Source organism: Brevibacillus fortis, from assembly GCF_046196545.1.
Lineage (GTDB): Bacteria > Bacillota > Bacilli > Brevibacillales > Brevibacillaceae > Brevibacillus > Brevibacillus fortis_A.
Map to the genome: position 1 here is coordinate 4,388,311 of NZ_CP176370.1, position 22,229 is coordinate 4,410,539.

25 protein-coding genes are annotated in these 22,229 nt (G+C 48.2%); 11 read left to right on the forward strand and 14 right to left on the reverse strand.

Annotated elements, in window-relative coordinates:
• Nucleotides 1-93: 93 nt before the first annotated feature.
• Nucleotides 94-516 carry a DUF3995 domain-containing protein gene (locus ACKKE8_RS21645; RefSeq protein ID WP_409174849.1) on the forward strand — a complete coding sequence of 141 codons (423 nt, stop codon included), beginning with the start codon at nt 94-96 and terminating at the stop codon, nt 514-516.
• A 105-nt stretch (nt 517-621) separates the two neighbouring features.
• Nucleotides 622-1,083: a hypothetical protein gene (locus tag ACKKE8_RS21650; protein ID WP_409174850.1), complete on the forward strand. Its 462-nt coding sequence runs from the start codon at nt 622-624 to the stop codon at nt 1,081-1,083.
• A 467-nt stretch (nt 1,084-1,550) separates the two neighbouring features.
• Here ACKKE8_RS21650 and ACKKE8_RS21655 read toward each other — a convergent pair whose 3' ends face one another.
• A complete protein-coding gene (locus ACKKE8_RS21655; RefSeq protein WP_409174851.1) occupies nt 1,551-2,396 on the reverse strand; it encodes a PHP domain-containing protein in 846 nt (281 codons plus the stop codon).
• 106 nt (nt 2,397-2,502) lie between these two features.
• Between ACKKE8_RS21655 and ACKKE8_RS21660 the strand changes: the two genes are divergently transcribed.
• Nucleotides 2,503-2,865: a hypothetical protein gene (locus ACKKE8_RS21660; RefSeq protein WP_144613786.1), complete on the forward strand. Its 363-nt coding sequence runs from the start codon at nt 2,503-2,505 to the stop codon at nt 2,863-2,865.
• Here the strand turns inward: ACKKE8_RS21660 and ACKKE8_RS21665 are convergent.
• Together ACKKE8_RS21665 and ACKKE8_RS21670 are read right to left on the reverse strand one after the other, a co-directional pair.
• A complete protein-coding gene (locus ACKKE8_RS21665) occupies nt 2,835-3,764 on the reverse strand; it encodes an MBL fold metallo-hydrolase (protein WP_409174852.1) in 930 nt (309 codons plus the stop codon). The genes ACKKE8_RS21660 and ACKKE8_RS21665 overlap by 31 nt on opposite strands.
• Nucleotides 3,765-3,773: 9 nt before the next feature.
• Nucleotides 3,774-4,496, reverse strand: a complete 723-nt coding sequence (locus ACKKE8_RS21670) for a YitT family protein (protein WP_409174853.1) — start codon at nt 4,494-4,496, stop codon at nt 3,774-3,776.
• Between the two features lie 283 nt (nt 4,497-4,779).
• On the opposite strand from ACKKE8_RS21670, the gene ACKKE8_RS21675 reads away from it, so the two are divergent.
• Nucleotides 4,780-6,144: a hemolysin family protein gene (locus ACKKE8_RS21675; RefSeq protein WP_409174854.1), complete on the forward strand. Its 1,365-nt coding sequence runs from the start codon at nt 4,780-4,782 to the stop codon at nt 6,142-6,144.
• Nucleotides 6,145-6,215: 71 nt separating this feature from the next.
• Nucleotides 6,216-8,627 carry a UvrD-helicase domain-containing protein gene (locus ACKKE8_RS21680; RefSeq protein ID WP_409174855.1) on the forward strand — a complete coding sequence of 804 codons (2,412 nt, stop codon included), beginning with the start codon at nt 6,216-6,218 and terminating at the stop codon, nt 8,625-8,627.
• A gap of 149 nt (nt 8,628-8,776) precedes the next feature.
• On the opposite strand, the gene fabI is transcribed toward ACKKE8_RS21680, so the two are convergent.
• From fabI to ACKKE8_RS21695, 3 genes are all read right to left on the reverse strand, one after another.
• Nucleotides 8,777-9,550 carry an enoyl-ACP reductase FabI gene (gene fabI, locus ACKKE8_RS21685; protein ID WP_016742464.1) on the reverse strand — a complete coding sequence of 258 codons (774 nt, stop codon included), beginning with the start codon at nt 9,548-9,550 and terminating at the stop codon, nt 8,777-8,779.
• A 96-nt stretch (nt 9,551-9,646) separates the two neighbouring features.
• Nucleotides 9,647-9,814 carry a hypothetical protein gene (locus tag ACKKE8_RS21690; protein ID WP_409174856.1) on the reverse strand — a complete coding sequence of 56 codons (168 nt, stop codon included), beginning with the start codon at nt 9,812-9,814 and terminating at the stop codon, nt 9,647-9,649.
• 39 nt (nt 9,815-9,853) lie between these two features.
• Nucleotides 9,854-10,579 (reverse strand): ZIP family metal transporter, encoded by a 726-nt coding sequence (locus ACKKE8_RS21695; protein WP_409174857.1) that lies wholly within the window; start codon nt 10,577-10,579, stop codon nt 9,854-9,856.
• Nucleotides 10,580-10,812: 233 nt separating this feature from the next.
• Here ACKKE8_RS21695 and ACKKE8_RS21700 point away from each other — a divergent pair, with 233 nt between their 5' ends.
• Together ACKKE8_RS21700 and ACKKE8_RS21705 are read left to right on the forward strand one after the other, a co-directional pair.
• The gene (locus ACKKE8_RS21700) at nt 10,813-11,430 is read left to right on the forward strand and encodes a MerR family transcriptional regulator (RefSeq protein WP_409174858.1); all 618 of its coding nucleotides are present in this window, start codon (nt 10,813-10,815) and stop codon (nt 11,428-11,430) included.
• A 154-nt stretch (nt 11,431-11,584) separates the two neighbouring features.
• A complete protein-coding gene (locus ACKKE8_RS21705) occupies nt 11,585-12,673 on the forward strand; it encodes an HD-GYP domain-containing protein (protein ID WP_409174859.1) in 1,089 nt (362 codons plus the stop codon).
• Nucleotides 12,674-12,714: 41 nt separating this feature from the next.
• Here ACKKE8_RS21705 and ACKKE8_RS21710 read toward each other — a convergent pair whose 3' ends face one another.
• Complete coding sequence (locus tag ACKKE8_RS21710; protein WP_409174860.1) at nt 12,715-13,395, reverse strand: TerC family protein; 681 nt, start codon at nt 13,393-13,395, stop codon at nt 12,715-12,717.
• Nucleotides 13,396-13,481: 86 nt separating this feature from the next.
• Here ACKKE8_RS21710 and ACKKE8_RS21715 point away from each other — a divergent pair, with 86 nt between their 5' ends.
• From ACKKE8_RS21715 to ACKKE8_RS21730, 4 genes are all read left to right on the forward strand, one after another.
• Nucleotides 13,482-14,003 (forward strand): hypothetical protein, encoded by a 522-nt coding sequence (locus tag ACKKE8_RS21715; RefSeq protein ID WP_015892281.1) that lies wholly within the window; start codon nt 13,482-13,484, stop codon nt 14,001-14,003.
• 181 nt (nt 14,004-14,184) lie between these two features.
• Nucleotides 14,185-14,928 (forward strand): AzlC family ABC transporter permease, encoded by a 744-nt coding sequence (locus ACKKE8_RS21720; RefSeq protein WP_409174861.1) that lies wholly within the window; start codon nt 14,185-14,187, stop codon nt 14,926-14,928.
• Nucleotides 14,925-15,236 carry an AzlD domain-containing protein gene (locus ACKKE8_RS21725; protein WP_409174862.1) on the forward strand — a complete coding sequence of 104 codons (312 nt, stop codon included), beginning with the start codon at nt 14,925-14,927 and terminating at the stop codon, nt 15,234-15,236. The genes ACKKE8_RS21720 and ACKKE8_RS21725 overlap by 4 nt, the downstream gene beginning before the upstream one ends.
• 108 nt (nt 15,237-15,344) lie before the next feature.
• Nucleotides 15,345-15,824: a chemotaxis protein CheW gene (locus ACKKE8_RS21730; RefSeq protein ID WP_409174863.1), complete on the forward strand. Its 480-nt coding sequence runs from the start codon at nt 15,345-15,347 to the stop codon at nt 15,822-15,824.
• A gap of 39 nt (nt 15,825-15,863) precedes the next feature.
• Here the strand turns inward: ACKKE8_RS21730 and ACKKE8_RS21735 are convergent, their stop codons facing one another.
• The 7 genes from ACKKE8_RS21735 to ACKKE8_RS21765 all read right to left on the reverse strand — a co-directional run bounded on the left by ACKKE8_RS21735 (nt 15,864) and on the right by ACKKE8_RS21765 (nt 22,183).
• On the reverse strand, nt 15,864-16,532 hold the full coding sequence (locus tag ACKKE8_RS21735; RefSeq protein WP_409174864.1) for a hypothetical protein: 669 nt from the start codon (nt 16,530-16,532) through the stop codon (nt 15,864-15,866).
• Between the two features lie 49 nt (nt 16,533-16,581).
• The gene (gene thpR / locus ACKKE8_RS21740; RefSeq protein WP_409174865.1) at nt 16,582-17,178 is read right to left on the reverse strand and encodes an RNA 2',3'-cyclic phosphodiesterase; all 597 of its coding nucleotides are present in this window, start codon (nt 17,176-17,178) and stop codon (nt 16,582-16,584) included.
• A 64-nt stretch (nt 17,179-17,242) separates the two neighbouring features.
• Nucleotides 17,243-17,725: a hypothetical protein gene (locus ACKKE8_RS21745; RefSeq protein WP_409174866.1), complete on the reverse strand. Its 483-nt coding sequence runs from the start codon at nt 17,723-17,725 to the stop codon at nt 17,243-17,245.
• A gap of 149 nt (nt 17,726-17,874) precedes the next feature.
• Nucleotides 17,875-18,915, reverse strand: a complete 1,041-nt coding sequence (locus ACKKE8_RS21750; RefSeq protein WP_409174867.1) for a hypothetical protein — start codon at nt 18,913-18,915, stop codon at nt 17,875-17,877.
• Between the two features lie 3 nt (nt 18,916-18,918).
• Nucleotides 18,919-19,716, reverse strand: a complete 798-nt coding sequence (gene surE / locus ACKKE8_RS21755) for a 5'/3'-nucleotidase SurE (protein ID WP_409174868.1) — start codon at nt 19,714-19,716, stop codon at nt 18,919-18,921.
• A 132-nt stretch (nt 19,717-19,848) separates the two neighbouring features.
• Nucleotides 19,849-20,280 (reverse strand): DUF533 domain-containing protein, encoded by a 432-nt coding sequence (locus tag ACKKE8_RS21760; protein ID WP_048033900.1) that lies wholly within the window; start codon nt 20,278-20,280, stop codon nt 19,849-19,851.
• A 100-nt stretch (nt 20,281-20,380) separates the two neighbouring features.
• Nucleotides 20,381-22,183, reverse strand: a complete 1,803-nt coding sequence (locus tag ACKKE8_RS21765; RefSeq protein ID WP_409174869.1) for an SgrR family transcriptional regulator — start codon at nt 22,181-22,183, stop codon at nt 20,381-20,383.
• Nucleotides 22,184-22,229: the final 46 nt, after the last annotated feature.

Sequence of the window (22,229 nt, forward strand, 5' to 3'; positions counted from 1 at the left end):
CCTGACAGACTATACTGCGCAGGGATTTTTTGCCCAAAACATACGAATGCGTATCTTTCTCAAAAACCTAACAAATCAATAGGAGGCATTCCCATGGCGCATGTTTTCCCTATCTCATCTGCTCTCTTCTTAGTCTTCGTATCCTTGCTGCATTTTTATTGGGCCTTCGGAGGAAAATGGGGCACCGATTCCGTCATTCCCACAACAGCCGATCATTCACGTCGGACTTTTTCCCCTGGGAAAGGTGGAACGATCGTCGTTGCCTGCTTGTTGACTTGTGCCGCTTACCTTTTGCTTGCACAGAGTGGTTATCTCCCGCCTGTTATAGCCCCTTCTTTGATTCAATGGGGATGCATTGTCTATGCCGCTGTTTTTGTCCTGCGGGCTGTGGGAGACTTCAACTACATTGGCTTTTTTAAAAAAGTAAAAAATACGAAGTTTGCCCGCCAAGATACGGCATTGTTCAGCCCTCTATGCTTGTGGTTAGGGATATCATTTCTGCTCGCATTGTTTTAAGTTCACCAAAAAACCTCTTCCCATTGTTCTGAGTAAATAAAGTTGTGGACTGAAAAATAAAATGTTTGACCGGCGACAGTGTTAAGCTAACGGTCAGGGGATTGAATGGATAAAATCAAGCAAGCCCAAATAAATGGTTTTCTGCAAGCTTTCTCCCTATTAAATCTCCATACAAATCATGGATATACATTTGAATGGAATGAATTGGAGTATCATGATGGTATTCTTACTGCTTTTACATATAGCTTTAATCTAGAGGGTGATAAAAACTTAGGTGAAGTACGATTGATACCACTTGACGATTGGAGAGCAAAATTAGAGAAAACTTGCGATGATTGGTTCTTTGAAATTGGGTATCCTTATCACCAATTTGATTCATCCGTAAAGTTTGACCCAAAGCATTGCATACACGGTTTTATTACGTTATTATCAGATTTTTTTGAGGGGCAACTAACGGTATATAAAGTGGAATGTCAGCCTAATTTCTGGTATGAAGCTATTTGGGAGGATTATATTTTTTATTCTAATAAGAGATTGTTTCTTTTACATTTTGGAGTTTCTGATTGACGGACGAGCATAGCCTAGCTAAAAATAAATGAAAGATATTCCGTTCTAATGATTGAAAATAATTCAGATATTGTGTGGTTATCCGAACCTACTTTTCAATTCAGCAGTTCTTTCGCTAGGTGAAAAATCTCACGCAATAAGCTTGTGGACAATTAATGACACGAGGTTCTACAGTCATTCTGCTAACCGGTTCGATACTTCAACAAACCGCAGGGCTGCCCACATAAATGGATTTGGCGGCGATATGGACCCTGATCCTTATAACGACATGATGGTATCTGAACTGAAAGAATCCTGGAAAAATTTTTGTGAAAAGAAAGTAAATGAAGCATATGAAGATTATATGAGGCAACACAAACTACTTGAAAATTAGCATTGATATTCAACTAACGGAGAACGTTAGCGCAAAATAAGAAGCCGTAGACTAAGACTTTACTTTTCAAGTCATAGTCTGCGGCTTTTTAAATTTACGCCTTCCGCTTCGCCGCAATCGCACGTATCTGTTCAACAGCATCCATCGTTGCGGTATGGGAGCCGAGCATCGCATGAAACGGCTCCTCTCCACGCCAGCCATGGAAATCAGAACCGCCCGTTACAACCAGTCCGTATTGTGCTGCCCACTTGCTGTAGCGCATTTTTTGTACCTCATCATTGTCCGGGTGATTGACTTCAATCCCGTCCAATCCGAATACGATTAACTCCTGGACCAGCTCATCATCATCATACAGGCCCGGATGAGCCAGCACCGCCACTCCGCCAGCCTCCTTAATTAGCGTGATTGCTTCCTGCGGGGTAATGCGTGGAGGATTGACATAAGCCGCTCCCCCTTTGCCCAAGTATTTATCGAAGGCCTCTGCGATCGTTGAAACGACGCCCAGCTCCATCAGTTCTTCTGCAATATGCGGTCGCCCGATGTTTTTGTCCGTGCCCTGCTTGCGGCGATATACCTTTTCCAATGAAATGTCGATACCGAGCTCCTGAAGCCGTCCTATCAGCAATTGATTACGCTCATGTCTTGTCTCTCGCAAACGGAAGAGACGCTCTTCAAAAGCTGAGTCTTCATACGGGACAAAATAGCCAAGAACGTGAATATCCTGCCCCTTCCCTACGGAGCTCACTTCGACTCCCGGAATGATTTCCACTTCGAGTGCGCGGGCAGCCTCCATTGCTTCTGGAATCCCTGCTACCGTGTCGTGATCCGTGATCGCCAGTGCAGCAAGTCCAGCCTCCTTCGCCAAGCGTACGTTTTCCGCAGGCTCGCAGGTACCGTCTGAAGCTTTTGTATGTGTATGTAAATCTGCCATGAGTTGCATCTTCGTCCACTCCTTCTTTTCTTTTTCCACAAGTCTGAATTGGTATTGCCGTACATAGTATGAGAGTAAGCTTGATTTATCAATGGTTGAACCGAGGAGGATGTCCATGCGGTTAAAAAACAAGACCCTTACCGGTGTTGTTCAGCCACTCTCTTATGTCGACAAAATGCTGCGGCAACAAGGCTTTCATCGATCAGGCGGGGACAGTATGCCTACGTACGATGTCGTCATGTACGATTCCGCCAGCAGCAGCACGTATTTTTTGCGCATCCCTACGAACTACACCAGCACCACAACCGGAAAAGGGGAACTGAATGTCAAACTGGGTCATCCGTATTTGGAAGCAAAGTTCTATATGAACACCGCATCCGAAGAAGTTTTTTTCATTCCCAAGGCCGTCCGCGAGGCTGCAGAGCATAAGCTAGCAGAAATCGCCGATTACCTTTCTGCTCCCTCCGCTCCATCCTGAATGGTTCTCCATAACCACCGATTATGTTCAAATCGGTATGCCACCCTCTTAGTTTTTTGCAGCCCGACCAAGTAACCCATAAACGCCGTCCGAAAGAGGACGTAGCTCGAAGCATTTTCTATGGAAATGTGTAAACGCTCACACAGGAGAGTTAATGCTTCTTCTGGTGTTCTCTCCTCTACTAAAATGTCACAGATCACCGAGAAAATCCGCTCATGCCAAGCAATATTTTTGTTCACGGCATCATGAGAGGTGGTGGTATATGCTCCGTGCCCAGGCAAGTATCCCTTGTAGTTGGTTGCAAGCAGTTTATGAAGACTAAGTAGGGTCTCATGCGCATCCACAAGAAACGGCAGCTTGTGCTTTTCCAAAACCTCTTCGCCTAAATAACTGTCGGCAGCGAAGCAAATCTCTTCACAGACGACGCCAACCTGTTGCCAGCTATGCCCCGGCAGAGAAAGGATAAAGAAAGGTATGCCATCTATCTCGAACCCTTCATCCAGTGGAAGGAGGTGGTCCACCCGAGAAGGCTGCGCCAGCAAAAACTTATTTTTGAGATCCTCAAGTGGAGCTGCACCCATGTTCAAGTAAATGGGCTCAAGTATGGGATTCCGAATGATCGCCTCTTCCAGCGGTGGTGCATAGACCCTTGCTTCCGGCCAGCATCCGAGCAAGTAGGCGTTGCCACCGAAATGGTCGGCATGAGAGTGTGTCTGAATGATTGCACACAAGGGCTGGGCGATAGCGTCCAGTCCTTTCTTGATTTTTTTGGCGTTTTGGGTATCAAGTCCAGAATCAATCAGGATTGCTCCATGCTCACCAATGACGAGGCCTATGTTAACATGACCGGGAAAATAGCCGACACGCTCCGTTATCATTTGAAATGCTTGTCCAGACAAAACAGTCCCTCATTTCATCCTTTTCCTATTTATTTTCTCCAAAATATCGCCTTCCCCTTCCCCGTTCCTATATCTCGTGTTCGTGTGTACATAAAGCCGCAACGAGCGACCATCCATCTTACGCGAAAGAAGCGGGCCAATGATCGTATACGGTGGCACAGGTCGTCCGAGCCCACTGAACATGTGTGTAGTCGCCGCACCTGCGATGATAGTTAGCAAAGAGAAAATCATTCTTTCCATCCCGATGGTCTGAATCGAGCACAGTACGATCAGGCCATCGATCACAAAAATCAACAAAGCAACGCGCAGGTTGTATCGTCTGGCAAGAAATTGCGCGAGCAGGTCTGTCCCGCCCGTATTCGTCTCGTAGGCAAGCATCAAGCCGATACCCATTCCGATTATCACGCCGCCTGTCACGGAAGAAATGGACGTTGACCACATATTCCAAGCACGCATATCCGAGAGAATATCAATAAAGAAACCAGAGATCAGCAACCCGTGAAAGCTGTGAAAAAACAATCTACGATCATAAAAAAAGACGAAGACATACACAGGCATACTAACCAAAATCATTATGAACCCCGACGGCATCTGCATGTAATACGTCGCCAACAAACCGATCCCGATCATGCCCCCGTCCATCAGGCGATGCGGAACCAAAAACAGATTCACGCCAATGCCTAGAAGCACGCTTCCTGTAAGAATCGCTACACCTTTTTGCAGCCAGTACACGTTGCTCCCCTCCTTGGACCGTGCTCGTTTATGTTTATGATCGGAAAGAAGCAGGTATGTCCAAGCATTGCCTAAGAATGCGCTCGTTCAAATCGGAACGTTTTGACTGTTCGGTTGACCTATTGGTATACTTACGAGTAACAAGAAAACCTGTAGCATGGCTCATGAAAGCATATCCATTACAGGTTTAGATCGAATATTTATCCGTTTTTGGTCGTACATGTAAAATACCATTATCGTATCGGAGGTGAATTCTCCACCTTTCGCACTGCGGGAGGCGGAGGTGTGCTTGGAGAGTCCGATAGGGGAGATTACGCTGAATCTGCTGCTCGTGGTATTTTTGGTTCTTCTGAACGGCTTCTTCGTCGCAGCAGAATTCTCGTTGGTAAAAGTTCGCCAAACTCGTCTGACCCAGCTCGTCAGTGAAGGCAACAACAAAAGTGCTCGCTACGCGCAAAAAGTCACACGAGAGCTCGACGCCTATCTGTCAGCCTGCCAGCTCGGAATAACGCTGGCTTCCTTGGGGTTAGGCTGGGTCGGTGAACCTGCCGTCGCCCATTACGTCGCGCCCGTCATGGCATTTTTTCATTTCCCATCTTATTTGGTCGGTCCGACCTCACTGGCGATCGCCTTTGCTATTATCACATTTTTGCATATCGTCTTCGGAGAGCTTGCGCCCAAGTCTTTGGCGATCCAAAAAGCGGAGGCCACTTCCCTATGGACTGCGGCACCCCTCATGTTTTTTTACAAGCTGAGCTATCCGCTCATCTGGTTTTTAAACGGAGCAGCCAATTTACTGATTAGACGCCTTGGAATCGAGCCTGCCACTGAAAACGAATCTGCTCATACAGAAGAAGAAATCCGCCTTCTCATGAACCAGAGTCATAGAAGTGGTCACATTGACCAGACCGAGATGGCTCTCGTCGACAATGTCTTTGTGTTTTCTGAACGTCTTGCCCGGGAAATTATGATCCCACGGATTGAGATGATTTGCCTCTACGACGACAACACGTTTGACGAAAACCTCGAAATCATGAGAGAGTCTCGCCATTCACGCTTTCCCGTCGCCCATGAGGATAAGGACAGGCTGATTGGCTTTGTGCACACCTCAGATTTTTACCTCTCTGCATTGACGACAGGGAAAGCAGAGTTAACTGATTTTCTCCGCCCATTATTGACGGTGCCGGAGTCCATGGAAATTAGCCACGTCTTGCGCTTAATGCAAAAGCGCCGCTCCCAGCTCGCCATCGTAATTGACGAATATGGCGGTACAGCAGGGTTGTTAACGATGGAGGACATTTTGGAGGAAATCGTTGGTGATATTCAGGATGAGTTCGATGAAAATGAGCGCCCTGAAATTGAAGAAAGCTCCTGCAATACGCTCTCGGTTTCCGGCAAAACTCTCTTGACAGAACTGAATGATTACATATCGATTGAAGTCGTTTCCGACGAAGTCGACACCATTGCCGGATGGCTCTACAGCCAGTTAAATGAAGAAGTCGCGAAAGGCAAAACCGTCACATTCCAAGGCTATCTTTTTGCAATTAGTGAACTGGAAAACCATCGCATTACACGGGTGAGCATCACGTATTTGGGAGCAGAAGATTCGTCCGCTCTTCCTGAGGATATCGTGTCGCTGCACTCCTAATCGAAAAGAACAACCATAATGGCAAGTGTCCCCTGCCGACAGGGGGCACTTCTTGTTTCCGAGGTGTCCTGATGAACTACGCTTTACTAGACAACAAACCCATCCTGTTGCTACCTGAGAACTACAACCGCATACCGTTTTGGCGCATGGCTGCCCGACAGGACAAGGTACGCTGTCCAGCCTGTGCATCGGCGCTTCGTCTTCATGCTGGCATCAGCTTTGAGCCGCATTTCTTCCATCCTGAAGGAGCAGAGTGCCCGCTTCTGACGGAAAACGGTCCTGCTCCTCTCGATTCGCTACAAGCGATAAATGAGACGGCTGCCACTGCCTTTCAGGCTGTCTTGGCTGCCACGGCCAAAAAGGATCACAGCGACGATAACGCGAAAGAACCACTCGCTTTCTCAACCATGGAGGGCAGCGAGGCATCCATAGACGAAGAAAATACAAAGACTATCGGCTCCTTTCGCCTTCCGAAAAAGAGAACGATTGGCACGAGCACGACGCCTCCCCCGCCAGCTCCGAAGCCACCGGTTTTCCGCAAACGCTTGATGCCAAAGAAGACCATCTCTCACATGGCTGAGCAAATGCGCGATCAACCGCTGCACCCGGGACAACAGCAAGCGGTACACGCTACCGAGGGGCCGTTTCTCATCCTCGCCGGAGCCGGAAGTGGCAAGACGCGCGTCATGACTGCACGCACGACTCACTTGATCTCAGAGTTGGGCGTAAAGCCGAACCAAATCATGGTCGTGACCTTTACGACCAAAGCCGCCGATGAAATCCGTCAACGCATTGCTCGGCAACTACCCGCTGGACAAGCACGGGAGCTGATTGCCGGTACGTTTCATAGCATCTTTTACCGAATGCTCTTGCATCACCAGCCGGAACGCTGGGATCAGCAGCGGCTCTTGAAAAAGGATTGGCAAAAATGGCGGTTGATGCGCGAGACTGGCGCACTGCTCGGTCATGACGACCTTGCCACGTTAAAAGAAACAGAGATCACCGAAGCACTCGGCATTATCAGCCGTTGGAAAAACGAATACATCCTCCCCCATGAGGTCGCGTATCGGGAAGCAACGAACGATGCAGAAAAACGGGCGATCCAGCTTTATCCTCTGTACGAGGCCACGAAGAAAAAAAATCAATGGTTTGACTTTGACGACATGCTCATTGGCTGCTACGAAATGCTGCGCGATGATCCAGGACTCCTGCGCCGTTATCAGGAACGCATCACCTATGTGATGGTCGATGAGTTCCAGGATATCAATCGCATTCAGTATGAGACGGTCAAACTATTAGCCGCTCCGCAAAATAATTTGTGTGTCATCGGGGATGACGACCAGTCCATTTACGGCTTTCGCGGCAGTGATCCGCAATACATCTTGGGCTTCACCAAAGACTTTCCCCAGGCGTCGACATTTACACTCGAGGTCAACTACCGTTCCCATTCCTCGATCGTCAGTCTTGGCTACTCGCTGATCGGTCACAACCGGGAGCGTTGGGCAAAGGAATGTCAGTCCTTTCATCGCGAGGAAGGCGACACGTATTTATTCGAGCCGGAAGACGAAGAAGAACAAGCTTCCCGGATCGTCGATGAAATTATCCATCGTCGGGAGCAAGGGGCCATTTTGGGTGAATGCGCGATCTTGTACCGCACCAATGAATCTGCACGCCCCATTTTGGAGCGCCTGAGCGAAGCAGGGATTCCTTTTCATTACACGCAAGAGGAAGATTCCTTTTACCAACGCCAGACGGTTCGCTGGGCTCTGAATTATTTGCGGCTCGCGTTAAACCCGGATGACACCGATGCGCTTAAAGAAATATTGTCGACCCTCTACATCTCAGCTGAAATGTGGAATGCCTTGCGCAGCCAAGCAATCATTGAGGACAAGCCGATTCTGCACGTTCTTCCGCATTTGACACAGCTAAAGCCGTATCAGCGCAAGCACATGCAGCAAATCAATGAGATTCTCACCGCGTGCAAGGATGTTCCACCTGCTCAGGCGTTGGAGCTCATCTTTGAGGATGGCAAACTACGCGACTATCTAAAAAAACGCGCGAAAGACCGGGAAGATGGCCGGGAACGTTGGAGCGATGAGCTACAGCAAATACTGGCAGCTTCCAAGCGTCATGCGACAATCAGCGATTTTTTGGCTTATATCGATCAAATGGCGCGACAAGAAAAAGAGTGGCGCACGATGCGACCACTCCCGGACGAAGCTGTTCATGTTTTAAGTATCCATCGGGCAAAAGGTCTCGAATACGACCACGTCTTCTTGCCCGATCTGGTAGAAGGTGCCCTTCCTCATGAGTACACATTGGATGAGCTGCGAAAAGGCGGCTCCGGTGCGCTTGAAGAAGAACGCCGTCTCTTATACGTCGCGATTACCCGGGCCCGTCACAGCTTGTGTATCGGTATCCCCCGGGAGCGATTCGGACGAAAGACCCGCACCTCCCGCTTCATCGCCGAGATGGGCAGGTAAGTACTGAAAGCCGCCGCCCATATAAATCAAGAACTCTTCCATGTTGGTAATCAATGGAAACATAAAAAACAGGCCCCCTTTCACGCATTTTGGGTATAGTATGCGAGAAAGCGGGGCCTGTTATTCTTTTTCGGGAAATTTGCTTCTGATTAGCCGCCCATAATGCTGTAGCCAGCATCGACGTGCAGAATTTCACCCGTGATTCCTCGGGAGAGATTGCTGAACAAGAAGAGAGCGGTGTCGCCTACTTCCGATTGATCAATCGTGCGGCGCAATGGCGCTTTTTCCTCAATTTCCTTCAGTACGGAGTTGAAATTGCGGATTCCTTTTGCAGCAAGCGTACGGATTGGACCAGCGGAGATCGCATTGATACGAATGTTCTCTTTGCCCAAGTCGTTTGCCAAGTAACGAACAGATGCATCAAGCGCAGCCTTAGCTACACCCATTACGTTGTAGTTTTGAATCACGCGCTCACCGCCAAGGTAAGTCAAAGTCACGATGCTTCCGCCCTCGGTCATCAAAGGACGAGCAGCACGAGCAACTGCTACCAGGGAGAATGCGCTAATGTCTTGTGCCAGTGCGTATCCTTCACGGGATGTGTTGACATATTCACCTTCGAGCTCTTCGGTTTTCGCAAACGCGATGCAGTGCGCTAGACCGTGAATAACGCCTACTTTTTCTTTGATCACAGCAAAAGCCGCTTCGACATCCTCATCCTTCGTGACATCGCAATTTACCAACAGCGACTCTACTCCCAATTTTTCCGTGAGTGCCGCCACGTTTTCACGCAGACGCTCCCCTTGGTAAGTAAAAATCAGATTCGCTCCAGCATTATGTAAGGATTGCGCAATTCCCCAGGCAATGCTGCGGTGGTTTGCTACGCCCATGATGACGATGTTCTTTCCTTGCAACAATGTATTCATTATGTATCTGCCCCTTTCCCAACTTATTCCCCTGCATTATAACCGATCTTGTCCATGGATACGAGGGGATAAACGAGAGGGGCAGTACAAAAACATTTAATCGGTACTTCCGGCCTGATCGATTTGCGCAGTTAAAGCTTCAGAGGAAGCCCACGATTCCTGCAATGGATTCAACGATGTCCCCATGACCGGGAATTCAGTCAGTGACTGTAAGAGATCGTCTGTTTGCATTTGCTCTTGATGGTTCATACTGTCAGTCCACACTCCCTTCCTCCAGACTAGACTGGCTAGGAATGGGACCTTTTATGCATGCAAGTGGTTCGCGTGTAAAAAGGCAGACAAAATCAGATATACGGCCATGGCACCAACAAAATAAACTCCGTACTGTGCCTTTTTGGTTTGTCCGATATAAGGGACGAGATGGCTAGCGGATACATACAAAAATATACCGGTCGTCATGGCCAACATAATGCCAGACCAATTCGGTGGAAACATTTGCTCGGCAAAGCCAAAGCTGAGAGCTCCTGCAATCGTCGCGATTCCAAGCGATGTCGCCCCCAAAAATGCCTTCTTTCTCGAATTGGTCGCTGCCAGCAAAAGAGAGGCAATGGTCACCCCATCCGGAATTTTGTGCAGCAGCATCGCCACCAACACCGATACCCCTACTTCTGAATCCATCCGCAAGCTAGCGACTAATGAGACCCCTTCGACAAATGCATGCAATAAAAAACCTGTCATGACCCCAATGATTCCCGTGGAGCCAAACTCTCCGCTAGACTTGCTGATTAGTTCCAGAGCAAAAAGTGTCACAAAGCCAACCAGCACAAATGGCATCAACCACAAGCTCTTGTCAGAAAAAACATGTGGCATCAAATCTAGCAGCGTAATCGCCAGCAGTAGCCCAGCCCCTGCACTGATCATCGCAAACAATGCCTCGGATGACCAAGCACGCAGACACAACAGCAGTCCCCCGATACTGCTCGCCAAGGCAGCAGTCAAAAGGACAATCCAGAAAACAGATTGCATCATCCGGTCCTCTCCTCACCCAACGAGCAAAAACATGCTTACTCCTTCCATATGTACGCGCCTGTCCCGGTCATTATGAGCAGACAACCAAATTTGACAAAATACGACGATCTGTCCGAATCGGACGAAAGATCACTAGTTTTTAGAACCTTTGTCGATTCTCTCTTACCCGGAAAATTTTGGTGCTATAATGAGTCCACCGGGAATACCGAGAGGAAAAAAAGGAGTGATTCGGGATGGATGTACAAGTTTGGATGGCTTCAAAAGAGGTAGCTGATCGCCTTGATGTGCATGTTCGTACACTGCGTAACTGGCTGGACTTGTTCGTACCTGCACAGGAACGTCTGAAAAATCCGCAGGGTCACTATTTGATCAGCGAAGCAGGCTTTGAACTTCTCAAGGAAGTAAAGGAAAGAAAAGACAGCGGCAACAGCTCGTTAAAAGATATTCAGCGCCAACTGATAGAAGAAGGACGCCTGTCCGAGGAAATGCTCCTGGAAGAAGAACTCTCAGGCACGGAAGAAACCGCCGTTACGATCAGCGCCACAAACAAGCTGGGAACAGGCATGCGAGAAGTGGAATTGACGGTCCACGAGACACTCGTCCAATTTCAGCAGGAGCTCACACAGCTCTCCTCTATGAATCATATGCAATCGACCATTCTGCAAAAGATTGCAGATATTGAAGAGATGCAGGAGTCCCTCCGCTTAGAAATGCGTCGTGTTACTTTTGAACTGGATCTCATGCAGCAGCGCTTGACTCGTCGCAAGGAGCGCTATGCCCGCTACGAGCCTCGCTGGTCACTCAACCCTTTCCGCTGGTTTACACGTTCAGATCGCGCAGCCGAGCAATAATTGTGTTTTTTGATACGGAAGAAAATGACAATTAAGAGAAGAACTTCAACAGCGGTAGTTTCCCCATGTTCTATTGTGATAAAATGGTACTACTTGAACTGACTGAAAATCAGGACTATTTACATTCCATCAAAAAAGGACTGGGGCTTTCGTTGTGAGAAAATTGCATATTACTTCGGTAAAGCCGGGCGATGTCATCGCCAAAAGCGTGTTTCAGGAAAACGGAAACGTTCTGTTGGGGATCGGGGTACAACTCACTCCCCGTTACATCGAGCGGCTTGTTCAATTGGGAATTGATACCCTTTACATTCAAGACAAGCATACAGAAGATATCATGCCGGAAGATGTAATCCGCGATGAGACGCGTAAAGAAGCCGTGGATGCCGTGTACAAAACGATGACCACCCTCATGGATCAGCCGCAGATCAAACGCCGTACGTCCGTACCTGATTTCGGGAGCAGTTTTCAAAAGGTGTTTCGGGAAATCTTTCAAGATTTGAGCAGTCGCAAAGATATCTTGGTCAACCTGTCCAGTCTTCACGTGTTGGATGGTTACCTTTTTCACCACGCTGTCAATGTCGCCGTTCTGTCTGGTGTGGTAGGGATGGCCAAAGGCTACAACCAGCAGCAGATGATGGAGTTGGGCATTGGTGCGCTTTTGTTCGACATCGGCATGACACAGGTTCCTAAGGAGCTCTGGACCATGTGTACCGAGTTAAGCGCAGAAGAACGACAACGTGTCCAATACCATACCGAAGAAGGCTTCAATATTTTGCGGAATCAACATAATATCTCAGTGGTCTCCGCACACTGTGCGCTACAGCACCATGAGAGATACAACGGAACAGGATATCCCCGTCAGCTCTGCGAGAAAAACATTCACGAGTATGCACGAATCGTGGCAATCGCTGATGTTTACGATGCCTTAGTTTCCCCGCGCCCATTTCGGAAAAGCTACTCACCGAGTGATGCTACCGAGTACTTGTTCGCTACAGGAAACACCTATTTCGACCTCGACTTGCTCAAACTGTTCCTGCAGCACGTCGCCATTTATCCAATTGCTTCTACTGTATTGCTGAGTACAGGACATACCGGGGTCGTTTCCAAAGTGAATCCATTGGCTGTGAATCGACCTACAATCCGTATTCTTACTAATGAAGATGGCTCTGAAGTAGCCAGCACCTATGAAATCGATCTCTACGATAAAGAATGGATGAGCGTGACGATCGTCAAAACCTTATAGGCCCGCGACAAAGCTGAGATTCATTATTCATCTCAGTTTTTTCATGCCTGGGTACGCGTTGTTTTCGTACGTTGCAAATATCCCGCAACTAACACGAGAGCGACCAATCCTATTTTGATCGCATATTCGAGCCAAATCCTCCCGGCGATCCACTCATGCATCGTATCTTCCATCAAAATCATATTCACCGCTGTCACAGCCAGGACACCTGACCCAACATAAACAAGCCATACAAAGCGCTCCATTGCTTTTAGAATGAGCTGACTGCCAAAAATCATGAGAGGCACGCTGATCAAAAGGCCCAGCACGATGAGGACGATATCTCCTTTCGCTGCTCCTGCAATGGCGAGTACGTTGTCCAGTCCCATCATCACATCTGCCACGACGATCGTCTTGACCGCTTGAACCAAGTCTTCACTGGAGCTGATTGCTTCCTCTCGATCGTCCTCGCGCAACAGATTGTAGCTGATCCATAGCAGGATAACTCCGCCGATCATGTACAGATACGGGATTTTCAGCAAATAAACAGCAAGAATCGTAGCGATCACGCGTACGATGATAGCAAGAAACGTTCCCCACAATATGGCTCGTTTTCGTTGTTCGATAGGAAGCTTCCGACAAGCGATGGCAATAACCACGGCATTATCTCCACTTAATACGATGTTGATGGTAATGATGAGTAGCAGCGACGAAAAAAAGGCAGATTCAAACAACGGATGCACCCTCCCAGAACTTTTTGAGCCCTACTCGCCACCCTTGTACGGTGCCCCCTATTTTTTGTATGATGGTAACGAGGAGGGTTGTCGAAATGTCGAAACAATTCGTTATAGAAGCGATCATGTTGGCTATCTACGGGGAGTTGATGGTCCCATCGCAACCAGTAGAATATCTGATACCCGCGTCGACAATCTATGAATTGGACGAATTTATCCAGAGTCCTGAACCTATCATGCCCTACTCTGCTGATGATCAGTATGTCCGGCGGATTATGAAAGAAATGAGCCAATTTTTTGCCGATCCATTCAATCGCAAGCGAATGGAAAAAGGACTGATAGCCCCATGGTCCAAGGTTCCCTTTTCTTTTCCGAACGGCGTAACCCTGACGGTCGTAAAAGTGGAGGACAACGCCATGTGGGGGGAGATATTTGATCCCGTAGAGACACAGCTATTGTTGACGGCCATGAAATTTGAGGCCCCACTTCTCACAGACCAGCCTGATTATCAGGATCGGATATTGGAATATATCGTGCCTGTTCAATTTTACGATGTGGATGATTTCGATTTCGCGCTTGAGCAAGGAATCTCTTTGAACGACCTACGTGAACCATAATCAAGAAAACAGACCGACGAGCCTGACGCTAGTCGGTCTGTTCTTTTTGATGCTGGCTTTTTATCAGAAGGAAATTGGCTCTTTTATTTTTCGTTCATTATTCGTATAGTGAGACAAATGAAAAAAGGAAGAAGAGAGCCGTCATCAGTCAGGTTCTGCTGAATCAAAAGGAGGATTCATCTTGAAGTTGTCCCAACATTCCGTACAATCACTGAAACAGGGCGTCTGGGATGCCCTGCCCCTTATGGCTAGCTACATTTTATCTGGGGTTATTTTCGGCATGATGGCCTTGGCGGCAGGACTTACTACATGGGATAGCGTCGCCATGTCGTTTTTTGTGTACACCGGAGCCGCTCAGTACAGCGCGATTGCGATGATCACGAAAAATACGGGCATGTGGGCGATCATCATCACCACCTGTCTCTTAAATACGCGCCATTTCTTGATGGCTCTTTCCGTTTCACCGTACTATCAACGTTTTTCTTCTAGGCAAGTAAATGCACTGGCCTTTTATATGACCGATGAGCAGTACGCTCTCACACTCAATCGTTTTCGCCATCATCCCCCTAACGTTTCGTACATCGTAGGTGTAAGTCTTGCCCTGCATTTCTGCTGGGTAATGGGCACATGGCTTGGAGCAGTAGTGGGACAATGGATTCCCGATCCAGAAGCGCTAGGGCTGGGCTTTAGCTATATTGCTATGTTTATCGCACTGTCTTATTTTCAGCTCACTTCCCTTCCCCGCATCCTCACGTTTGTTTTGTGTGGTGGATTAGCTGTCGGGGTAGCCATGATTTTACCGAATGGTCTTCATCTACTAGTGGCAGGTCTCGTTGCATTTGCAATCGGCTATGCACTCCCAAGCGACCAAGTTGAAGAAACAAGTGTCGAACCAAAATCTACGCGGGGAGCCGAAACAGCATGAACTTATTCTGGTTATTTGTCATAATGGCCATCGCTACGTATATTTCGCGTCGTGCCTTTCTGCGCTTGCCCGGTCACTGGATGTCGCCCCGATTAAAAAACGGGCTGACCTTTATTCCTGTTGGCATTTTCGCCGCACTGATTTTCCCTGCCCTGTTCCTCCAACATCAAGAGCTTGTATTTCAACCGATCCTCTTGATCGCTGGCATTGCCTGCCTCCTCGTGATGGCATTGAGCAAAAATGCCTTTCTCAGCTTTGGAGTCAGCATGACCATTGTTGTTCTCGCTTCCTTGCAAATCTTCCCCTGAAACTCGTTCATAAGTCTTTGCCTGTCACAAAAAAACGTCCTGAGTAGGTTTGTCCATGGTACAATATGGGTAAAGACATGGAAAGCGGTTCGGGGAGGAATAGTGCACATGGAAATGACGAAAAGAAGCAACGGTTCGGATTGGGAGGCAGAAGCAGCTGTTGACCAACAGATTTTGTTTAAAATGGGGAATGAATATTACGGACTGTCGATTTCACTCGTACGTGAAATTATCAAGCCACTGCCCATTACACGTTTTCCAAAATCTCCACCTTATGTCGAAGGAGTTATTGATCTGCGTGGGCGGATCTTACCGATAATTAACTTGCGGAAAATGTTTGATTTGGAACCTGTGGAAGTAACGGATGATACTCGCTTTGTCGATTTGCAGATGGATGGGTTGAACATCGGGATTATCGTGGATGCGGTCTCTGAGGTCATGAATATTCCGCAGAGCTTGATCGAGCCTGCACCACCGATTATCGCTGGTGTAGAGGGCAAATATTTGCACGGCATTGCCCGTTTGAACGACAAGCTGATCATGCTGCTTGATGTGGATGAAATTTTTGGACAGTGGAAAAAGAAATAAGTATCAGTGGAAAGCCCAGTGCGACGATGATGCACTGGGCTACTCTCTGCCTCCACTTGCTAAATAAGCATAATTCACCCATACCATCTCTTCGATTCCCAAAATTTCTTTGAACAGATCAACCGAATCGTACAACAGTGAAGCACCTGTGTCGTCATCAACGTTCGTCAACAACTGCAGATCAAAAAGGGAACGTAACTGCTGAATCTGCTTCGGACCCACGATGCGACTAAACGACTGCGGCTTGATACGTGTGATCCCTTTACCTACCTCGCGCCGATACAACTCCGAACGCACTACCCTCTCCAGTATGTCTTCATACTTTTGCCGAACGTCCTCGCTGTCTACGATTCCTTCCTGCAGGTCAATCTCTGGATAAAGCCTGCCAAACTCGGCTTCCGCCATTTCTACATCGAGCGAGTAGCTGATTGTCGCTGACGCAACCTCGAAACCTGCATCGAACAAGCGAAAGCCCCAGCCGTTGTCCTCAGCGTCATGAAACCAGAGGAGGGGTACGAATTGCTTGGACAGTCTCAGCAAAAAATCAAGCGTCGTGGAGGTTTCCAGCCACTCATCCTGCAGGAAAAATGCATTCCAGTCGCTGTTGACGTTTCTGTGGAAGTGTGGCTGCTCAGTCTTGGATAAGGCAATCAGTACTTTCGGTTCGTATTTGCGTGGATAAAGAATGCCGGTCGTGAACTCACCCATCCGTTTTCCACCGCTTTCTGGAAGGCTTCCCTGATCCTTTCTTCTTAGTCTATTCAGGCAACGCTTGTTTTTTGCTGTGATCTTTATCAAACGTGCTCGTGTGGATCATCGTATGTACCGCGCCCTCCGGCAACAGCTCGGAACGATACAAATGGAAATGCCGTGCCTTCCATTGTGGCGGCTCCTGCGCTAAATAACGTTCATTCCAATCCAAGAGGGCAAGCTCATCCCCACTGCGATGCGGACCGCGCGCCAGCGTAATATGCGGCCGATACCGTTTCCGATCGTAGGACAAGCCTTCGTGCAATTCGAACCGTCTGCCCAACAATAAATGCAACTGACTGAGAGGAGAAAGTTGGCCGCGCAACCCTAGCCAGAGCACACGGGGATGCAGGGCATTCGGAAAAACCCCGAAGCTGCCAACACGCAGGGTAAATGGCTGGATGATCGCGCTGACGATATCCATATCCTCACAGATAGCGGGTACCAGTGACTCATCCACCTCTCCAAGAAAATGCAGAGTCAAATGCAAATTAGCGAGAGACTGCCACCTGTCCGCAGTCACATCTTGCTTCAACCGTTTTTGAACATCGGCAATATAAGCGGCAGCCTCAGCTGGAATATCCAATGCTATGAATAAGCGCATTTCTGTCCTCCTTCGAAAAAAATAGCCCTCCTGTGACGGAGAGCCATTTCTCTTTCATGCCGCGTTAGGCAGCCATCATCTTTCCGGTTACGATTCCCAAAACACTTCTGACGTATTCCGCAAGACGGTTCGATCCAGGCTGGTAGGTAAAACGCAAGGTCAGCTCACTATGACCGACATGACCAGCGGGAGGGATATTCCAGAAGTACTCTCCTTCCCCGTATAAAAACTCTTCAATGCGCTGCTTCTTTCCTTCGATATCGATGCTCGGATCATGTGTCAAAGAAAACTTCATCATGACAGAAAACGAATCTGTCCAAACTTGATCGCGCTTATGTAATTTCCCATGGATAACGACTAAACCGGCTTCTCCCCACAGATTGTACTCGAGCAAAGCCTGAAACTGCGGATGTACCTGGAGCTCCAAGGCAGGAAGCCCTCCTTCGATCGTAAGCGCATGACGTTGTGCCAGTTGCTCAATCTCCCCTTGAAAACGGTGGGCGCATTCAGAAACAGCCTGGAACAAATTGGGTTCAACAGCGTACATCGTCGTCACCTCTCCCCAATGGAATGTCTGTCTTACTTAATTCGAATTCCCGCTTGTCGTATCCTTTGTTGAAAAATGACTTATTTACCCATATTTCATCGAAAACCAAAAGATTCCAGGGGGAGTCTTTTTTCACAATCTCTCCACAATCACAGGTAAGGGACAGGCATTCCTGGAAACGCTTTCGCAAACACCTGCGCGAGATGCTTCTGTACATCTTCATCCAGCTCCAAATGATAGAGGCGACCGCTCTCATAACGCAATAGTGGATAAGCGCCCAACTGCAAGGGAGAAGCGTCCTGCGTCTGCACGTACTCCGGCAAGGTCATCAAAAAACGCGAGAACGGATTCGCTTCATCTTCTGACATATGAACGACCTCGAACAAATGCGAGAGACTTGGCGTCAGCACGATCATCGCGTAATCGCCCGCTTCCGCAGCCCATACAGTAAAGGAAGTATCCCGGACCTCGCTGCGGGCGTGCCTGCGCATGACCCATACTGCTTGCTGCACAGTACTCATCAATAAATGCTGCGCTCCTTCTTCACCATGGACATCTCTCATGTGCTTGTAACGCAATACGAAGGCCATCCCCGATTCTGTAAAAACTGATGCAGGCAAGCTCATCGCTGAGATGCTTTCGGTCTCTTCCTCACGCACCTGCACCTCTTCTGAAATTGTATCAGGTGTTCCCTCATAGAGCGCCTGAATCATCTCACGTGTACGAGCCACTTCCACTGGGGAAAAAGTAATCGACTCGGAATAGATGTGGGTAAGCTCACGATCCGCGTAAGCCAAGTAATGCAAAGAAGTATACGGCTGCTCGATCATTTTCAAGGCCATGCTTCGCTCATCAGCACGGGCTATGTCAAACGTCAAGGGAAAACCAAGTGGATTCAGCGGGTCCGACAGTGTCCAAATGACAGCGAGCAGTTTATTTTGATACGTCTTGAATTCGAGCGAAACGGCATCTCTCGTCTGCTCGCTGAAAGCATCCACCGATTCGAACACCAAATACAGTTCCACCTCGCCCGTTCCACTTAGACGGACAAAGTAAGGAAGCCCCTCTTCTTCTGCCAGCTTGTACAAATCGTGATAAACCACGGGATCCAGAACCTCTCCCTGCGTTGACTCGTCTGGAGAACACAGGGTGTCATCGGGGGTTAGCGGAGGGAAAAATTCCTCATTCATGCGTTATTCCTCCTGTTTTCCCCAAGCTTTTAGCAATGCCCATTTGTCCATTTGTTTTAAGAGTGTCCGATCTGTGGCGTCAATGTGGACAGGGGTAATCGGAATATAGCCATGCTTGAGCAAATCATAATCCAGCGGTTCCGCCAGTGGCATGACTTGAGGATACTCGCGTGCCAAATAATAGCCTTCCGCTTCTTCGCTGTATTTGTCTTCATAGTGGTTCATGGATAAGGTGGCCGGAACCATTCCTTTCACCTCAGCCAGCGGTACATGCGGGATATTAATATTCCAGAATACCTCTGATGCCAGTTCTCCTTTGACTGCACGATCGCTGAATTCTTTTACAAGCGGACGAATCATCTCCACTACATCGCCATAGTTGTCTTGATCGAACCAGTTATCATAGGAAAGGGCAACACCGGGAACACCCAAGATGACCGCCTCCCTGGCACCGCTGCACGTACCGGAGTAATAAATATCACGTCCGAGATTCGTCCCAACGTTAATCCCCGAGAATACGATATCCGGCTTTTTCCCTTGTTCAAACAGGAGATGATAAGCAGCTTTTACACAGTCTGCAGGGTTGCCATTGACCGCCCACGCTTTCACCGGCAGTCCGTAAAAATCACGCTGTTCAGGCGCGAGTGCACTGCGATAAGTGATTCCGTGTCCGACCCCACTTTTCTCTTCAACCGGTGCCACTATATAGACTTCCGCTCCCTCCAAAGTGAGCAAAGCTTCTACCAATCGCTTGATACCAAGAGCATCGATGCCATCATCATTCGTAACCAAGATCCGCAAAATAGGTCTCCTCCTTCATTCCATAGCGTTGCCACTCGCTGAGACGTTATTTGTCTTATTGTACTGTAGAAAACGAGGCTGCGCCACGCCTCCACCTAAAACGAAAGGACCCCAATCATATTGGGGCCCCGGCTATTCACCTACAATATCCTTCCAGCGTTCACGCCAAACAATCCCTTCGCGAATCCACTCTTCTACTTGACGCTGCTTTTCCTCCGAGATTCCGATCAGGCATGCGATGCGGGCAATCTCTTTTGTCTCCGACGGCGATAGCTTCCGATCGATCAATGCCATGTGGTAAAGCTTGCGCATCATAACGAGCTTTTCAGCCTGCGTCATGGCTACCAGGTCTTCCACGATGACCTCCGGACGTTTCGGATAGTCCATGTCATCCATTAAAATTTGTCGTTCTTTCAATGTAAAATGCTCCGAATTCACGATTTCATGAATACGATCCATTTCTTTATTTCCTATATAACCGTCGGCGTGCCCGACGCAGATCATCAAGCGAATGGACGCAAACAAAATGTGTTTGTCCTTTTCGATTTTGGTATACACCGGCATAGTTCCTCCTCAAAAAGCTTTATGAGCATAATAAATAACTACATATGATAATACGATGAAAAACGAAAGCGGTTTCACATAATTATGTGACAAATTTATGCTATTCCCTCACAAAAATGCGCCTGAAATCAATCCAGCCATAGGCATCCAGACTTACACCAGATAGCCGCGGATGTGCAAGCATTTCTACCCGATTCGAATACAACGGGACAAACGTACTGCAAGCCGCAAGCGTATGCATGATGCTGTCCACGCAAGCTTGGCGGTATTGTGCTGCTTGGACGCACAACATGCGGTTCATCCAATACGCGATCTCTTCCTTTCCATGCTGATCTAAATGATGAGAAATACTCAACGCACCAGCGTATAGAAATTCTCGTAAAGACAGCTCCGCCCTTTCATCTACATTCGCACTATCCACAACCAAATCTGCCTCTTGTAATAACGCAGGCAAGGCAAGCTCCTCCGGGGATGCGTACCTGATATCAATGGCAATTCCGTATTCCTTGCACGTTTTCTGAATCCACTGGGCATCTTCTATATGATCGGAATCTGGATACGTATAGAGCGACAGTGCCTCTCCCTGATACCCGCTCTCTTTGAAAATACGAACCAACTCCTGTGAATCCGGCACCTCTCTTTTTTCTTGGAACGAATCAGTTCCACCCCAGATGACTGCATGCTCCCTCGTTCCCTGTAGCTCTTGTCTCAAGGCTTGTCCACAAATGATAGCCACCATGAGACTCCGAAATTCGCTATGTGACAGCGGGCCATTTTTTGCTCCATTTAAACTGACGTATTGGAAACAATCTTCCAATCTGCCAACGTCACTCCATGCCAGAACGCTCGTATCCCGATGATCATCCAAAGCCGTTACGGATAACAAGCTCTCATCTGCCTGTGCCTCTGCTGCCATTCCAGGTACGCACCAGATTTCAATTCGGTCCAAGAACGGCCTTCCTCCAAAATAAGGCGTGAACGCTTCCAGCACGAGCATGGAATCATCGTTGCGGACTACTCGAAACGGCCCCGTTCCTACAGGCATTTGTGCAAATTGCTCCACCATCTCCAGAACGTAATCACAGGGGACAATCGCCATATATTCCTTGCTCAGTGCCTGTAAAAACAATTCATCCGGCATATGCAAAGAGATCGTCAACACGTAGTCATCTTTAACGGTAATCGATTCAATTGAAACAGCTAGCCAGCGATGCTTATAGGAATGCTCCATCAAACGAAGTAAGGAAAAGCGCACATCATCCGCAACAAGTGGACGGCCATGATGGAATAAGACACCTTTCCGCAAGTAAAAAGTCCACTGCTTCCCTTCTTCACTTACCTCCCAATTAAAAGCAATAGCGGGTTCAATCCGTTTCGTGACTGGATCAAATCGGACTAGAGAGTCAAATAGCTGCTTGACCATATGTGACTCGGAGCGCAGGAGAATATGAATCGGATCAAGCCCTGCGAATGGTCGACTGTAAAACAAACGCAAGGTATCGACTCTGCCCTTACTTCCCTTTTCCCGCTTCACACGATGTCCAAACTGACTATTCATCCATCGTGAAAATTTTTCACCCAAAACAGGGAAATTTCCCCCATATTCGTCGATCATATCCCGTGCAGCACGAATCTCCCCTTTTTGCACGAGTTCCTTTGCTACGCTCAGGATCAGGTCTTCGGGGGCTAGCAAGCATGTCAATACGGATCGATTTCCTCGCCCTCTCCCCGGCTGCCAGACTACCCATCCCTGGCTTTGCATTTTTTTCAAGGTCAAGGTCGCATTCCGCAATGTACAAAATAAAAGCGAAGCAACTTCAGCTAACGATATGTCAAGCGGATGCCCAATCGCTTCATTAGGCCGACCCGCACATAAACGCATGTATTGTTCAACGAGTTGCATCTTGCCACCACCAATTCCCTCAGAAAACATGAAAAAACCATTCGCC

Coding starts and splice junctions, on each gene's coding strand:
- ACKKE8_RS21660 (WP_144613786.1), top strand. CDS start 2,503: ATGCGGTTAAAAAACAAGACCCTTACCGGTGTTGTTCAGCCACTCTCT.
- ACKKE8_RS21700 (WP_409174858.1), top strand. CDS start 10,813: ATGGATGTACAAGTTTGGATGGCTTCAAAAGAGGTAGCTGATCGCCTT.
- ACKKE8_RS21750 (WP_409174867.1), bottom strand. CDS start 18,915: ATGAATGAGGAATTTTTCCCTCCGCTAACCCCCGATGACACCCTGTGT.
- ACKKE8_RS21735 (WP_409174864.1), bottom strand. CDS start 16,532: ATGGGTGAGTTCACGACCGGCATTCTTTATCCACGCAAATACGAACCG.
- ACKKE8_RS21765 (WP_409174869.1), bottom strand. CDS start 22,183: ATGCAACTCGTTGAACAATACATGCGTTTATGTGCGGGTCGGCCTAAT.
- fabI (WP_016742464.1), bottom strand. CDS start 9,550: ATGAATACATTGTTGCAAGGAAAGAACATCGTCATCATGGGCGTAGCA.
- ACKKE8_RS21730 (WP_409174863.1), top strand. CDS start 15,345: ATGGAAATGACGAAAAGAAGCAACGGTTCGGATTGGGAGGCAGAAGCA.
- thpR (WP_409174865.1), bottom strand. CDS start 17,178: ATGCGCTTATTCATAGCATTGGATATTCCAGCTGAGGCTGCCGCTTAT.
- ACKKE8_RS21655 (WP_409174851.1), bottom strand. CDS start 2,396: ATGCAACTCATGGCAGATTTACATACACATACAAAAGCTTCAGACGGT.
- ACKKE8_RS21715 (WP_015892281.1), top strand. CDS start 13,482: ATGTCGAAACAATTCGTTATAGAAGCGATCATGTTGGCTATCTACGGG.
- ACKKE8_RS21645 (WP_409174849.1), top strand. CDS start 94: ATGGCGCATGTTTTCCCTATCTCATCTGCTCTCTTCTTAGTCTTCGTA.
- ACKKE8_RS21760 (WP_048033900.1), bottom strand. CDS start 20,280: ATGCCGGTGTATACCAAAATCGAAAAGGACAAACACATTTTGTTTGCG.
- ACKKE8_RS21725 (WP_409174862.1), top strand. CDS start 14,925: ATGAACTTATTCTGGTTATTTGTCATAATGGCCATCGCTACGTATATT.
- ACKKE8_RS21695 (WP_409174857.1), bottom strand. CDS start 10,579: ATGATGCAATCTGTTTTCTGGATTGTCCTTTTGACTGCTGCCTTGGCG.
- ACKKE8_RS21680 (WP_409174855.1), top strand. CDS start 6,216: ATGAACTACGCTTTACTAGACAACAAACCCATCCTGTTGCTACCTGAG.
- ACKKE8_RS21745 (WP_409174866.1), bottom strand. CDS start 17,725: ATGTACGCTGTTGAACCCAATTTGTTCCAGGCTGTTTCTGAATGCGCC.
- ACKKE8_RS21650 (WP_409174850.1), top strand. CDS start 622: ATGGATAAAATCAAGCAAGCCCAAATAAATGGTTTTCTGCAAGCTTTC.